The sequence below is a fragment of the Microbacterium sp. R1 genome (assembly GCF_015159725.1).
In the GTDB taxonomy this organism is placed as follows: Bacteria; Actinomycetota; Actinomycetes; order Actinomycetales; family Microbacteriaceae; genus Microbacterium; species Microbacterium oxydans.
Map to the genome: position 1 here is coordinate 449,146 of NZ_JADDUD010000001.1, position 14,273 is coordinate 463,418.

Annotated in this window: 14 protein-coding genes; 10 read left to right on the plus strand and 4 right to left on the minus strand. The window is 68.7% G+C overall.

All coding sequences use genetic code 11. The annotated features are described in order from the left end of the window. Positions 1–56: 56 nt before the first annotated feature. Positions 57–1,115 (plus strand): AraC family transcriptional regulator, encoded by a 1,059-nt coding sequence (locus ILP86_RS02160; protein WP_193761266.1) that lies wholly within the window; start codon positions 57–59, stop codon positions 1,113–1,115. Here the strand turns inward: ILP86_RS02160 and ILP86_RS02165 are convergent. After that, a complete protein-coding gene (locus ILP86_RS02165) occupies positions 1,088–1,624 on the minus strand; it encodes a CGNR zinc finger domain-containing protein (RefSeq protein WP_046747541.1) in 537 nt (178 codons plus the stop codon). The genes ILP86_RS02160 and ILP86_RS02165 overlap by 28 nt on opposite strands. Positions 1,625–1,663: 39 nt before the next feature. On the opposite strand from ILP86_RS02165, the gene ILP86_RS02170 reads away from it, so the two are divergent. From ILP86_RS02170 to ILP86_RS02195, 6 genes are all read left to right on the plus strand, one after another. Continuing rightward, positions 1,664–2,650, plus strand: a complete 987-nt coding sequence (locus ILP86_RS02170; protein ID WP_193761267.1) for a DMT family transporter — start codon at positions 1,664–1,666, stop codon at positions 2,648–2,650. A gap of 40 nt (positions 2,651–2,690) precedes the next feature. Continuing rightward, positions 2,691–3,356, plus strand: coding sequence for a GntR family transcriptional regulator (locus tag ILP86_RS02175; protein WP_061017003.1), 666 nt, complete (start codon positions 2,691–2,693; stop codon positions 3,354–3,356). Positions 3,357–3,359: 3 nt separating this feature from the next. Further along, a complete protein-coding gene (locus ILP86_RS02180) occupies positions 3,360–4,886 on the plus strand; it encodes an MmgE/PrpD family protein (RefSeq protein WP_193761268.1) in 1,527 nt (508 codons plus the stop codon). Then, positions 4,886–5,788, plus strand: a complete 903-nt coding sequence (gene prpB / locus ILP86_RS02185; RefSeq protein ID WP_058632947.1) for a methylisocitrate lyase — start codon at positions 4,886–4,888, stop codon at positions 5,786–5,788. The genes ILP86_RS02180 and prpB overlap by 1 nt, the downstream gene beginning before the upstream one ends. Positions 5,789–5,790: 2 nt before the next feature. Further along, complete coding sequence (locus ILP86_RS02190; RefSeq protein WP_193761269.1) at positions 5,791–6,924, plus strand: bifunctional 2-methylcitrate synthase/citrate synthase; 1,134 nt, start codon at positions 5,791–5,793, stop codon at positions 6,922–6,924. 156 nt (positions 6,925–7,080) lie between these two features. Beyond that, on the plus strand, positions 7,081–8,562 hold the full coding sequence (locus tag ILP86_RS02195; RefSeq protein WP_141368455.1) for an MFS transporter: 1,482 nt from the start codon (positions 7,081–7,083) through the stop codon (positions 8,560–8,562). An 8-nt stretch (positions 8,563–8,570) separates the two neighbouring features. Here ILP86_RS02195 and ILP86_RS02200 read toward each other — a convergent pair whose 3' ends face one another. From ILP86_RS02200 to ILP86_RS02210, 3 genes are all read right to left on the minus strand, one after another. Next, entirely contained in the window at positions 8,571–9,074 is a 504-nt protein-coding gene (locus ILP86_RS02200) for a ClbS/DfsB family four-helix bundle protein (protein WP_113680576.1), read from the minus strand. Next, positions 9,074–9,502 carry a hypothetical protein gene (locus tag ILP86_RS02205; RefSeq protein ID WP_211368704.1) on the minus strand — a complete coding sequence of 143 codons (429 nt, stop codon included), beginning with the start codon at positions 9,500–9,502 and terminating at the stop codon, positions 9,074–9,076. Before ILP86_RS02205 ends, ILP86_RS02200 begins: the two co-directional genes overlap by 1 nt. A gap of 98 nt (positions 9,503–9,600) precedes the next feature. Continuing rightward, positions 9,601–10,185, minus strand: a complete 585-nt coding sequence (locus tag ILP86_RS02210) for an antibiotic biosynthesis monooxygenase (RefSeq protein WP_046747548.1) — start codon at positions 10,183–10,185, stop codon at positions 9,601–9,603. 414 nt (positions 10,186–10,599) lie between these two features. On the opposite strand from ILP86_RS02210, the gene ILP86_RS02215 reads away from it, so the two are divergent. Genes ILP86_RS02215 through mmsB form a run of 3 tightly spaced genes read left to right on the plus strand, consistent with a single transcriptional unit; the run spans position 10,600 to position 14,248 of the window. After that, the gene (locus tag ILP86_RS02215) at positions 10,600–12,102 is read left to right on the plus strand and encodes a CoA-acylating methylmalonate-semialdehyde dehydrogenase (RefSeq protein ID WP_193761270.1); all 1,503 of its coding nucleotides are present in this window, start codon (positions 10,600–10,602) and stop codon (positions 12,100–12,102) included. 41 nt (positions 12,103–12,143) lie between these two features. Continuing rightward, entirely contained in the window at positions 12,144–13,346 is a 1,203-nt protein-coding gene (locus tag ILP86_RS02220) for an acyl-CoA dehydrogenase family protein (protein ID WP_046747550.1), read from the plus strand. Then, positions 13,343–14,248 (plus strand): 3-hydroxyisobutyrate dehydrogenase, encoded by a 906-nt coding sequence (mmsB, locus tag ILP86_RS02225; RefSeq protein ID WP_193761271.1) that lies wholly within the window; start codon positions 13,343–13,345, stop codon positions 14,246–14,248. Before ILP86_RS02220 ends, mmsB begins: the two co-directional genes overlap by 4 nt. The last annotated feature ends 25 nt before the right edge of the window (positions 14,249–14,273 follow it).

The following is a 14,273-nucleotide window of genomic DNA, read 5'->3' on the forward strand; positions in this document are numbered from 1 at the left end:
GTTGGTTCCTGGTCTGGAACCAAGAAGAGAGTAGGTTGGACTCTGGGGCAAAAACCATGACTGATGACCTGCGAAAACATGCCGATCCTGCATCGACTGCCGATCATGCCGTGGACGCGCTCTCGGAAGCACTCCTGCACGCTCGCCTGGACGGGCGGGACGCGATGCTCTACGCGCCGCCCGCTCCTTTCCACGTGGACATCCCCTCGGGCGTCACTCGAGTGCACTTCGCCGTCGACTCGCGGCTGATCGTCCGGGTCGACGGTCAGGCGATGCCGATCGTGCTCGAGCCCCGTGATTTCGTGCTGGTCCGTCAGGGGCTCGCGCACAGCATTGCCACCGCCGATTCGACGGTCCCTGCCCGCGAGCTGGTCGAGTCCGACCGCGGCACCGGCGCGGAGGCGGCGCCGGGCTGGGTCACCGGCGAGTTCCGCGCGCAGAGCGAGCTCGGCGGCCCGTCGATGGCTGCTCTTCCCCCGGTGGTGCACATATCGTCGGCCCGGCCGGGAAACGAGTGGCTGGGGCTGAGCCTGCGACTGCTGCTCGATGAGCTCGGACAGCGCCGACCCGGCGCGTGCATCATGATCTCGCGCATCCTGGACCTGGTCTTCATCCATGCCCTGCGGGAGTGGTCGGCCTCCGACAAGGTCGAGCCGGGGTGGCTGGCCACCGCGCTCGACCAGACCCTCGCGCCGGCCTTGGCGGCGATCCACCGTAATCCCGAGCATCCGTGGACGGTCGACGACCTCGCAGCCCTGACGCACCAGTCACGGTCCGCCTTCGCCCACCGGTTCACCGCCGTCGTCGGTCAGTCGCCTGCCGCCTACGTGGCGGAGCGTCGGATGCTTGCCGCCTCGAAGCTTCTCGAGACCACGGCGATGGCGGTCGGTGCCGTCGCGCATGCGGTCGGGTTCGAATCGGAGGCGGCGTTCTCGCGAGCCTTCCGCCGGCGCTTCGGTCGTTCACCGCTGGCCTGGCGGAAGCACTCCCGCCCGCGCATGGCGGGTGTCGGCGCGGGTGCGTCGGAGGAGGCTCCTGCGCCGGCTCAGGCTCAGGACTCTGCGTCGGCTCAGGATTCGGCGTCGGCTCAGGACTCGGCGCGGCGCGCGCGGTAGGCGGCGACGGCGTTGCGGTTCGCGCACGTGGTGGAGCAATAGCGCTTCGAGCGGTTGCGGGAGAGGTCGAGCGCGATGGCCTGGCAGGTATCGTCCTCGCAGACCGTGAGGCGCGAGCCCTCGTCAGCACGGATGACGTCGATCAGGGCCATCGCGGTCTCGATCAGGATGCGTTCGGCAAGGGGCTGTTCGTCCGCCACCGCGTGCAGATGCCAGTCCACGCCGTCATGACGGCGCAGCGCGGGGGTGAGGCGGGACTCCGCAAGGGCGTCGTTGACGTGCGCGGCCATCTCGTCGCGCGGCGCCAGCAGCATCGCACGGAGCCGGGGACGCAGTCCGCGAAGCGAGGCGACCTCGGCCTCATCGCGGTCCAGGCGGCCGGTGTAGGGGAACTCGTGGAGGAAGGTGCCCTCGTCGTCGATGTCGGTGAGTGTGTCCGGCTGCTCCGCCGAGTTCGCGAGCCAGACCGCGGAGCGCAACGCCTCTTCCGTGTCATCGGTGAAGATCATATTGACATGTTACAACGCGCGGGAGTAGCGTCATCGATCATGAGTACGGTGAGCAATGACGCGGTTGTGCACTCCGCCAGGGGCGTGCGTCTCGGGCTGCCGCTCGCCCTCGCCGCGGCCTTCGCCTTCGGCATGTCCGGCGGATGGGCGCGGGGGCTCATCGACGCAGGGTGGAGTCCCGGTGCCGCCGTCACCGCGCGCATCTGGGTCGCCGCCCTCGTGCTGCTCGTCCCCACGATCCTGTCGCTGCGAGGACGGTGGACGCTGCTGCGGCGCAATGCGGGCATGATCCTCGCCTACGGGCTGCTCGCGGTCGCCGCGACCCAGCTGTTCTACTTCCAGGCGGTCGCGGTGATGGACGTCGGGCTGGCGCTGCTCATCGAGTACACCGCCCCGGTCGCGGTACTGCTGTGGCTCTGGCTGCGGAGAGGGGAGCGGCCGAGCCGCAAGAGCCTGCTCGGTGCGGCGATCGCTTTCGTCGGGCTCGTGCTCATGCTCGACGTCCTCACGGGTGCCGACGTCAACGTGCCCGGAATCCTGTGGGCCCTCGGCGCCATGGCGGGCGCTGCCGCCTACTTCGTGCTGTCCGCCAAGGCCGACACGGGTTTGCCGCCCCTCGCCCTGGCCGGCAGCGGGCTCCTGCTCGGAGCGCTCGGGCTCACTGCGGCCGGCGCGATCGGCGTGCTGCCGATCGCATGGACGACCGACGACATCTCCTACCGGTTCGGCAGTGTTCCCTGGTTCGTCCCGGTGCTCGCGATGGGGGTGGTGGCGACCGCTCTCGCCTATCTGCTGGGCATCGCCTCGACGCGCATGCTGGGGTCGCGGCTCGCTTCCTTCGTCGCACTCGCGGAGGTCGTGGCCGCGCTGCTGTTCGGCTGGCTGCTGCTCGGCCAGCTCCCCGACCTGCTGCAGGCCTTCGGCGGTGTGCTGGTGTTGATCGGCGTGGTCGTGGTGAAGCTCGGCGAGCCCGCCCCTCGCGACCGGAGCGGGGTTTTGTATACGTACAGTCGGCGCAGGGGGTGAGAGGAGGAGCGCAGGGCGGGTTTATGTATACACTGAGGGGATGAGTCTCGTCGCTGAACGCACCTCCGCGGGTGACCGCGCGTATGCGGCGCTGCTCGACGGCATCCAGTCCGGTGCCCTGCCGGCCGGCTTCGTGCTCGGCGAGGTCGAGCAGGCCGAGCGCCTGGGAGTGAGCCGTACACCGATGCGCGAGGCGCTCCGTCGCCTGATCGCCGACGGGCTCGTGGTGCAGCAGTCTCCGCGCGTCACCGTCGTGGCAGACCTCGACGCCGACGACATCCGCTCCCTCTTCGAGATCCGTCGGGCGCTCGAGGAATCCTCGGCACGCCTCGCCGCCGCCCGGGGCGACGCGCAGCTCTTCGCAGCCCTCGCCGACGAGTTCGCGCATGTCGACCTCGACGCCGTCGAGGGTCGAGACGCCTATTACGCGCTCATCGCCCGCTTCGACGCGGCCCTCGACGCGGCCGTCGCCAACGACTACATCGCCTCCGCGCTGCGCACCGTGCGCACCCACCTCGTGAGAGTGCGGCGGATGGCCAGGGACAAGCCCGCCCGACTCGCCGCCTCCGCCGCCGAGCACCGCACCATCGCGGAAGCACTCGCCGCCCGCGACGGCGACCTCGCCGCCCATGCCACGCACGTGCACCTGCACAACGCGCTCGCCGGCATCCTCGACTCCCTCGATTCCCGTAACAGTGAAGGATAAGAAATGACCGTCAGCCACCACGTCCGTGTGCACCGCAGCGACGAGAACCTCGCCAGGGAAGACCAGCTCGCCTGGAAGATCGCCGAGGTCGCCGCCGACCGGGTCGAGGTCGAGCAGCCCGTCGTCGACATGATCATCAACCGCATCATCGACAACGCGTCGGTGGCCGCCGCTTCCCTCACCCGTGCGCCGATCAACGCGGCTCGTGCGCAGGCGTTCAGCCACCCCGTCTCGACCGGCGGCGTCGGCGCGAACCTCTTCGGCGCCGCGCTCGATCACCGCACCAGCCCCGAGTGGGCGGCCTGGGCGAACGGCGTCGCCGTGCGTGAACTCGACTACCACGACACATTCCTCGCAGCCGAGTACTCGCACCCCGGCGACAACATCCCGCCGATCCTCGCGGTCGCTCAGCACACCGGCAAGGACGGCCAGGCTCTCGTGCGCGGCATCGCCACCGGCTACGAGATCCAGATGGACCTGGTGCGCGCGATCTGCCTGCACAAGCACAAGATCGACCACGTCGCCCACCTCGGCCCGTCCGCGGCCGCCGGTATCGGCACTCTCCTCGGTCTCGACGTCGAGACGATCTACCAGGCGGTCGGCCAGGCGCTGCACACCACGACCGCCACCCGCCAGAGCCGCAAGGGTGAGATCTCCACCTGGAAGGCGCACGCCCCGGCCTTCGCCGGGAAGATGGCCGTCGAGGCGGTCGACCGGGCGATGCGCGGTCAGACCAGCCCCGCGCCGATCTACGAAGGTGAAGACGGCGTGATCGCGTGGATGCTCGACGGCAAGGACGCCGCGTACGACGTGCCGCTGCCCGCCGCCGGCGAGCCCAAGCGCGCGATCCTGGACTCGTACACGAAGGAGCACTCCGCCGAGTACCAGGCGCAGGCGCTGATCGACCTCGCCCGCAAGCTCGGCCTGCAGAACCCCGCGCTGCGCGACCCTGCGAACATCGAGTCCATCGTCATCCACACCAGCCACCACACGCACAACGTGATCGGCTCGGGCGCGAACGACCCGCAGAAGTACGACCCCACCGCGTCGCGCGAGACCCTCGACCACTCGGTGCCGTACATCTTCGCGGTGGCCCTGCAGGACGGCGGCTGGCACCACGTCGACTCCTATGCCCCCGAGCGCGCTGGTCGCGCCGACACGGTCGCGCTGTGGCACAAGATCACCACGGCCGAGGATGCCGAGTGGACGCGCCGCTACCACTCCGAGGACCCGGCCGAGAAGGCGTTCGGCGGTCGCGTCGAGATCCGCCTCACCGACGGTGAGGTCGTGGTGGACGAGATCGCCGTGGCCGATGCGCACCCCCTCGGAGCGCGCCCGTTCGCCCGCGAGAACTACATCGCGAAGTTCCGTCTGCTGGCGGAGCCCGTGCTCGAGCCCGCCGAGATCGAGCGTTTCCTCGCCCTCGTGCAGCGCCTGCCCGAACTGACCGCTGCCGAGGTCGGCGAATTGTCGATCGTCGCGAAGCCCGGACTGCTCGAAGCCGCCGACGCCCCGAAGGGTCTGTTCTGATGCTGTACTCCACCGTCACACCTGCCGAGAAGAGGCGCCTCTTCCGGGAGCGACTGGCCTCCGGGGAGCTGCTGCGCTTCCCCGGCGCGTTCAATCCGCTGAGCGCCCGACTGATCGAGCAGAAGGGCTTCGACGGCGTCTACATCTCCGGCGCCGTGCTCTCCGCCGACCTGGGGCTCCCCGACATCGGCCTCACCACGCTCACCGAGGTCGCCGGCCGCGCCAAGCAGATCGCCCGCATGACCGACCTCCCCGCGATCGTCGACGCCGACACCGGCTTCGGGGAACCGATGAACGTCGCCCGCACGATCCAGGAGCTCGAAGACGCGGGTCTCGCCGGCACCCACATCGAGGACCAGATCAACCCGAAGCGCTGCGGTCACCTCGACGGCAAGGCCGTGGTCGACGAGAACACCGCGATCAAGCGGATCCGTGCCGCGGCCGACGCCCGCCGCGACGAGAACTTCCTCATCATGGCGCGCACCGACATCCGGGCCGTCGAGGGGTTGGACGCCGCGATCGACCGCGCGAAGGCGCTGGTGGATGCCGGCGCCGACGCCGTGTTCCCCGAGGCGATGCGCACCCTGGGCGAGTTCGAGGCGATGGCCGAGGCGCTCGACGTGCCGATCCTGGCGAACATGACCGAGTTCGGCAAGAGCGAGCTGTTCTCCGTCGACAGCCTCCGCGACGCCGGAGTGAACCTGGTCATCTGGCCGGTGTCGCTGTTGCGCATCTCGATGGGGGCCGCCGGCCGCGCACTGGATACTCTGAACGACGAGGGGCACCTGACCTCGAAGCTCGGCGAGATGCAGCACCGCGCCGATCTCTACGATCTGATCGACTACGAGTCGTACAACCACTTCGACTCGGGCGTCTTCAACTTCACCATCACGAAGGAGTGACCATGACCGAGCCGGACATCAAGAAGGGCCTTGCGGGCGTCGTCGTCGACACGACCGCGATCTCGAAGGTCAACCCCGAGACGAACAGCCTGCTGTACCGCGGCTACCCGGTGCAGGAGCTGGCGGACACCCAGCCCTTCGAGGCGGTGGCGTATCTGCTGTGGAACGGCGAGCTGCCGACCCCCGACGAACTCGCCGCGTTCCGGCTGGAGGAGCGGAAGCACCGCGCGCTCGCCGACAACGTGAAGGCGGCGATCGACCTGGTGCCGCTCGAGGCGCATCCGATGGACGAGGTGCGCACCGCGGTCAGCCTGATCGGCGCGTCCGATCCCGGCGCCGGGGGTTCGGTGCTCGATGCGGGCGGCAGCCCGGAGCAGAACCTCGAGCGCAGCATCCGGCTGTTCGCCGCGCTGCCGGCCATCGTCGCGTACGGTCAGCGTCGCCGTCGCGGTCAGGAGCTCATCGCCCCGCGCGACGACCTCGACTACTCGGCGAACTTCCTCTGGATGACCTTCGGGGAGGAGGCGGGCGACGTCGTGGTCGACGCCTTCAACCGGTCGATGATCCTCTACGCCGAGCACTCCTTCAACGCTTCGACCTTCACCGCGCGGGTGATCACCTCGACGCTGAGTGACATCTACTCGGCCGTCGTCGGTGCCATCGGTGCACTCAAGGGTCCGCTGCACGGAGGGGCCAACGAGGCCGTGCTGCACATCTTCGACGAGATCGGGTCGGCGGACGCGGTGGAGTCCTGGCTCGACAAGGCCCTCGCGGAGAAGCGCAAGATCATGGGCTTCGGGCACCGCGTCTACAAGAGGGGCGACTCCCGCGTGCCGACCATGAAGGCCGCGCTCGACACCCTGGTGGAGCACTACGACCGCCCGGAGGTCGCGGCTCTGTACGACGCGCTCGAGTCGGAGTTCGTCGCCCGCAAGGGCATCTACCCGAACCTCGACTACCCCTCTGGTCCCGCGTACAACCTGATCGGCTTCGACACCCTCACCTTCACGCCGCTGTTCGTCGCGGCACGCGTGACCGGGTGGACGGCCCACGTGATCGAGCAGGCGGGATCGAACGCGCTGATCCGTCCGCTGTCCTTCTACGACGGACCGGACGAGCGGCACATCTCCGCCTGACCCGATCGACGAAAGGCCCTGATGCGTCGACCGCATCGGGGTCTTTTCGTCGTGCTTAGCGCGGTGGGATCCCCGCGGTCAAGGCGGTGCACCGAATTCCTCCTCGGAGTAAGACAGATGCCGGGGTGCTTCCGCCCCGCGCACGAAGGAGGGTCCATGTCCGCATCCGACGCCGCCGTCAAGGAGGTCAGGTCACTCGTCCCCGCACGTATGGACCGGCTGCCGTGGTCGCGATTCCACTGGTTGATCGTCGTCGGGCTCGGGTTCTCGTGGATCCTCGACGGCCTCGAGGTGCAGATCGTCGCCGCGAACGGATACGCCGCGACCCTCGGCATGGGCCCGGCCGAGGTGGGGCTCGCCGGAACGTGCTACCTGCTCGGTCAGGTCTTCGGTGCCCTCTTCTTCGGACGCCTCACCGATCGCCTGGGACGCAAGAAGCTCTTCCTCGTCTCCCTTGCCGTGTACCTCGTGGGCTCCGCGGTCGCAGGGCTCGCCTTCGCGCCGTGGTTCTTCTACATCTGGCGCTTCGTGGCCGGCGCCGGTATCGGCGGCGAGTACGCGGCCATCAACTCGGCGATCGACGAGATCATCCCGGCGCGCTACCGCGGACGTGTCGACATCGCGATCAACGGCACCTACTGGGGTGGTGCGGCGCTCGGTGCCGTGGCCAACGTGTTCTTCCTGAACACCGACATCCTTCCCGAGGACATCGGGTGGCGGCTCAGCTTCTTCCTCGGACCCCTCCTCGGACTGCTGCTCATCTACATGCGCCGGCACATCCCGGAGAGCCCGCGCTGGCAGATGACGCACGGACGCGAAGAGGCGGCGGAGCGCAATGTCGACGAGATCGAGGAGCGCATCCGCAAGGAGGGCAAGACGATCCCACCCGTCGACGAGAGCAAGGCCATCACGGTCAAGGAGTACGGCCGCGTGCCGTTCCTCGTGATCGCGAAGGTGCTGTTCAAGAAGTACCCGCGGCGCACGCTGGTGGGCATCACGATGATGGTGACGCAGTCCTTCCTCTACAACGCCATCTTCTTCACGTACGCGCTGGTGCTGGAGAACTTCTACGACACCCCGCCCGCTTCGGCGTCGCAGTACTTCATCGTGTTCGCCGTCGGGAACCTCGCCGGGGCGCTCATCCTCGGGCACTTCTTCGACACCTGGGGTCGCCGTCGCATGCTGTTCGGCACCTACATGCTCGCCGGTCTGATCCTGCTGGTCAGCGCCTTCCTGTTCAACGCCGGGGTGCTGAACGCCGCGACGCACACGGCGTTCTGGTGCGCGTCGTTCTTCTTCGCGTCGGCCGGAGCATCCGCCGCCTATCTGACGGTCAGCGAGATCTTCCCGCTGGAGCTGCGCAGCCAGGTCATCTCGTACATCTTCTCGATCGGTCAGCTGGTCGGCGCGATCGCTCCGGTGCTCTACGGTGCCTTGATCGGGCAGAGCGCCGAGAGCGGCGACCGCGGTCCGCTCTTCTGGGGCTATGTGCTCGGCGCGTCGATCATGATGTTCGGCGGCATCGTCTGCGGAGTCTTCGGGGTCAGCGCCGCGGGCAAGTCGCTGGAGGACATCGCGGATCCGCTCTCGCTCGTGGATTCGCCCGATGAGGGGGTCTCGCCGGGGAAGGGGACCTGAGCCGGCGCTCAGCGGGCCCGGAGCCAGCGGCGGATGCGACCACGCGCGTTCCGGTAGGGGGATGAGGTGTTGAGCGAGATCATGCGCCCCATCGTCCAGGTGCGGTACCACGGGGCGCCGTAGAGCTCCTGGTCCGAGCGACTCAGGACGAGGGCTTCGATCCGCTGCTCTGCGTCGTCGAGGCGTGCACGCAGCTCCACCCAGGACGCGTTCTCGTGGTCGCGGGAGAAGTGCTGAGCCAAAGCCCCGAGGTCGTTCCAGCCGAAACCTGCCGCCGGCAGCTCGTCGGGGAGCCCGGCGGCGCGACGCTCGTGCCAGGTGAGCACCTGCTCGTTCCAGCCGATCAGATAAGCGAGAAGGTCCGCCGGACTCATCATGGTGTCCTTGACATGACCGGGCAGCACGAGTTCGCGGGCGGAGTCCGTCGGCACCCGATCGAGGTCGGCGCACAAGCGCGCGTACTCCGTCCGGATCGCCGTGAGCAGGTCGTCCTTCGTCGCGGGGACAGCCATCAGTGCGTCCGGCTGTCCCGCGCGAAGAAGGGTCGGGGCCAGGCGCCCAGCGCGAGCACCGCCAGCACGGTCTGGATCAGGCCGGTCGCGAAGAAGATGCCGTGCAGCGGCGACCAGACGAGCATCATGGCGATCTCGACGAAGATCCAGATCATCATCGTCAGCCCGGCCGCCGCGTGCATCGCCCACGCGACGCCGAATCGGCCGAACTGCGCGACGAGAGCCAGCGCCTGCACGCCGCCGACGACGACGCCCAGGATGATCCCCGGCCAGACGTAGGAGTCGAAGATGCTGCCGTCGAGCCATTCGGGCGGCAGTCCCATCCCGCCGCCGACCGTCAACCCGACCATTCCGATCAGAGCCGACAGGAGGTTGAGCGCCGCGACGGTGGCGAGAGCGATGCGGAGGGCGCGGGGTGTCGATCGCATGGGCTCACCGTACCGGCCGGTGCCCGCGTGGCGCGGGAGCGGCGGGCGTGGAAAACCGATGCTCGCGGTCGCTCAGGAGCACGACGCCGAGCGCGCGGTCAGCGGGCGAGCCAGCTCCGCAGCGACCGGGTGACGAACGGGAGAACCCAGTACGCCATGATCGGCGTGAGCACGAGCGTGGTGACGAGCACCCGCAACCAGATCGGCAGTTCGTTCCATCCCGGAACCGGGCTCATCGCGTAGGTGAAGGCGAGGTTGACGGGGAAGAAGCCCAGCCAGATCGAGGTCGCCTGCTTCCAGCGCGGCGGGGCGGGTGCGACAGTGACCGTCTCGGTGGTGCCGTCGGAGGACGGAAGCGTGATAGTCCCGGTGGTCGGCTCGTCGAACCAGCCCTCGATCCCGGTGCGGCGCTTGGAGCGCTCGCTGCGCACGAAACCTTCGCCCATCGACAGCCACCATGCCCGCTCGGCCGACTGCTCCCACGCGGTGAGCGAATCCTCGCTCGCGAAGCGGTAGAGCATGTGCCAGACCTGCGAGTCTTCGCCGGCGCGCACCCAGCCTGAGCCGAGGAAGCCCGGATACTTCGTCGCGAGGTTCACCCCCGTCTGCACCCAGGCGGTCGCCTCGACGATGCGCTCGGGGTCGACTTCGCGGCGGATGGACACGGTGAGGGGTTCGGACATGGTGCGGTCCTCGGGAACGGGCGCCAGGGGTCGGGGCGCCGGAGCGGATGCGCCAGGGTGACGGCGCTTGGTCGATTCTAATTCGGTTGCGGGAGGTTCCCGGCCGGATCCGCCCGTGCACAGAGAGACCCCCGCCGACCCGATTCGGCGGGGGTCTCGCGGCGTGGGAGCCGCGACGGGAGCAAGAGCGCTCACCGTGCGCGCGGTAGACGTGACACCCGATCCGGTCTGAGTCTCTGTCCGCGCACCTGCAGTTCTACCCGGGCGAGATGGCCGGACGGTGAACGCGATGCGAACACCCAACACTGCCGAGGGCGAGGTCGATCCGGAAGATACAAGGATGTCCTAGTAAATGTCCGGTCCTCCGAGTAAACTCCCCAATGTGCCAACGACGGCACGGAGGGATGTCACACAATGACTCGTACTATCCCGCACTTCGTGGGCGGATCGCTTCTCACTCCCGATTCGGGTCGCTTCGCCGACGTGTTCGATCCGAGCACGGGCGCTGTGCAGGCCAGGGTTCCGCTCGCATCGGCCGACGAGGTGCGCCGCGTGATCGCGAACGCCGAAGAGGCGCAGGTGGCGTGGGCAGCGACCAACCCGCAGAAGCGCGCCCGCGTGCTGCTGCGCTTCCTCGACCTGGTGCAACGTGAGATGACGTCTCTGGCCGAACTCCTCGCGAGCGAGCACGGCAAGACGGTCGACGACGCGAAGGGCGACATCCAGCGGGGGCTCGAAGTCATCGAGTTCGCCGCCGGTGCTCCGCACCTCCTCAAGGGCGAGTACTCCACCGGCGCCGGAACCGGCATCGACGTGTACTCGATGCGGCAGCCGCTCGGGGTCGTCGCCGCGATCACGCCCTTCAACTTCCCCGCCATGATCCCGCTGTGGAAGGCCGGCCCCGCGCTCGCCGCAGGCAATGCGGTCGTGCTCAAGCCCAGCGAGCGTGACCCTTCCGTGCCGGTGCGCATCGCCGAACTCTTCCTCGAGGCGGGCCTGCCCGCCGGCGTCCTCAACGTGGTGCACGGCGACAAGGAGGCGGTCGACACGCTGCTCACCGACGACCGCATCCGCGCGGTCGGCTTCGTCGGGTCCACGCCCATCGCGGAGTACATCTACGCGACGGCCGCAGCCCACGGCAAGCGCGCACAGTGCTTCGGCGGTGCCAAGAACCACATGATCGTGATGCCGGATGCCGACCTCGACCAGGCCGTCGACGCGCTGATCGGCTCCGGCTACGGCTCGGCGGGCGAACGCTGCATGGCCATCTCGGTCGCCGTACCGGTGGGGCAGGAGACCGCAGACGCCCTCGCCGCGAAGCTCACCGAACGTGTCGCCCAGCTGCGGGTGGGGCCTTCCCTCGCCGCGGACGTCGACTACGGACCTCTGGTCACGCGGGCGGCCGTCGAACGGGTGGAAGGCTACATCCAGCAGGGGATCGACGAGGGTGCGACGCTGCTCGCCGACGGTCGCGGCTTCACGGTCGAAGGGCACGAAGAGGGGTTCTATCTCGGACCGACCCTGTTCGACCACGTCACCACCGACATGGCGATCTACCGCGAGGAGATCTTCGGCCCTGTGCTCGTGATCGCCCGCGCCGCCGACTACGAGGAGGCGCTGCGCATGGCCTCGGAGCACGAGTACGGCAACGGGGTCGCCATCTTCACGCGCGACGGCGACGCGGCTCGTGACTTCGCCGCCCGCGTCGAGGTCGGGATGGTCGGGGTGAACGTGCCGATCCCCGTGCCGATCGCCTATTACACGTTCGGCGGGTGGAAGCGCAGCGGCTTCGGCGACCTCAACCAGCACGGCACCGATGCCTTCCGCTTCTACACGAAGACCAAGACGGTGACGAGTCGCTGGCCCGCGGCAGGCATCCGCGACGGCGCCAGCTTCGTCATCCCCACGATGCACTGACCCTTCGACAAGCTCAGGGACCCAACTTCTAAGGAAAAGCGATGACCATGACCACCGTCACCACCACCGCCGAGGAGCGCGAGGCGATCATCGGCGCCGTCCGCGAGTTCGCCGAGACCGAGCTCGCCCCCTACGCCGCGGAACGCGACGAGAAGCACCTGTTCCCCCGGGAATCGCTGAACCGTGCAGGAGAGCTCGGGCTCGGCGGTATCTACGTCGACGAGGAGTTCGGGGGCAGTGGACTCAGTCGGCTCGACACCGTCGCGATCTTCGAGGAGCTCGCGAAGGGTGACCCGGCGGTCGCGGCGTACATCTCCATCCACAACATGGTCGTGTGGATGATCGACACCTACGGTGATGACAGCCAGCGCGCGACGTGGCTGCCGCAGCTCACCGCGATGTCGGAGTTCGGCGGCTACTGCCTCACAGAGCCGGGGGTGGGGTCTGATGCGGCCAACGTCGCGACGAGTGCGGTCCGCGACGGCGACGATTACGTGCTCACGGGAGTGAAGCAGTTCATCTCCGGTGCGGGCGAGGCCGCCGTCTACGTCGTGATGGCGCGCACGGGAGAACCGGGAGCACGCGGTATCAGCGCGTTCCTCGTGCCGGGAGACTCCGAATCCCTCAGCTTCGGCGCACCGGAGAAGAAGATGGGGTGGCATGCGCAGCCCACCCGACAGGTGATCCTCGACGGCGTCCGAGTCCCGGCATCCGCCATGCTCGGCGACGAGGGACGCGGGTTCGCGATCGCGATGTCCGCGCTCAACGGCGGTCGGCTCAACATCGCCGCGTGCTCGCTGGGCGGGGCGCAATGGGCGCTCGACAAGGCTGTGCAGTACGTCCACGAGCGGATGGCGTTCGGCGAACCGCTCGCCGAGAAGCAGTCGATCCTGTTCGCGATCGCCGACATGCGCACCGACCTGCACGCCGCACGCCTCATGGTGCGCGATGGCGCGCAGGCGGTCGACGAGCACGCGCCGGACGCGACGATGCGTTGCGCCATGGCCAAGCGGTTCGCGACCGATGCCGGATTCGACGTCGCCAATCGCGCCCTGCAGCTGCACGGCGGCTACGGCTACCTGCAGGACTACGGGATCGAGAAGGTGGTCCGCGACCTGCGGGTGCACCAGATCCTGGAAGGAACGAACGAGATCATGCGTCTGATCGTCGGACGCGAGATGCTGCGACCGGCGGGCTCGGCGTCCGTGCAGCGTGGCGGAGATCAGATGCGGAGCGCATCATGACCGGGTCGTCGTCGAAAGCGGCCGTGGCCTTCCTCGGACTCGGGCACATGGGACTGCCGATGGCGAAGAACCTCGTCGCCGCCGGTCATGAGGTGCACGGCTTCGACCTGGTTCCGGCGGCGATCGAGGCAGCGCGGGCGGCCGGCATCGCGGTGGCGGCGAGCGGGGCGGAGGCCGTGGCGGAGGCGGATGTCGTCATCACGATGTTCCCCGCCGGGAAGCACGTGATCGAGGCGTATCGCACCGAGCTGCTCGCGGCTGCGCGACCCGGCACGCTGTTCATCGAGTCGTCCACCATCCCGGTCGACGAGGCCCGTGCCGCGCACGCGCTCGCTCTCGCCGCCGGACACCGCAACGTCGATGCCCCGGTGTCCGGGGGAGTGGTCGGCGCGGAGAACGGCACTCTCGCGTTCATGGTGGGCGGGTCGGACGAGGACTTCGCCGCGGCACTTCCGCTCCTCGAGGTGATGGGAAAGCGCATCGTGCACTGCGGCGGATCTGGGCTCGGACAGGCGGCCAAGGTCTGCAACAACATGGTGCTCGCGGTCTCGCAGATCGCCGTCGCGGAGGCATTCGTGCTGGGGGAGCGCCTCGGGCTCGAGCACCAGGCGCTCTTCGACGTCGTGTCCCAGGCGTCAGGGCAGTGCTGGTCGATCACGACGAACTGCCCCGTGCCCGGACCGGTGCCCACGAGCCCGGCGAACCGCGACTACCAGCCCGGATTCGCCGGTGCATTGATGGCGAAGGACCTCGGTCTCGCGCTGCAGGCGATCGAGCAGACGTCGACGGATGCGCGGATGGGCCGACTCGCCCAGGAGATCTACGCCGCGTTCGCTGCCGGAGACGGGGCGAGCCGCGACTTCTCCGGCATCATCACCGACATCCGCGACGACCGCGTGTGATGACGGCCGTTCGAATCGCGCGAAT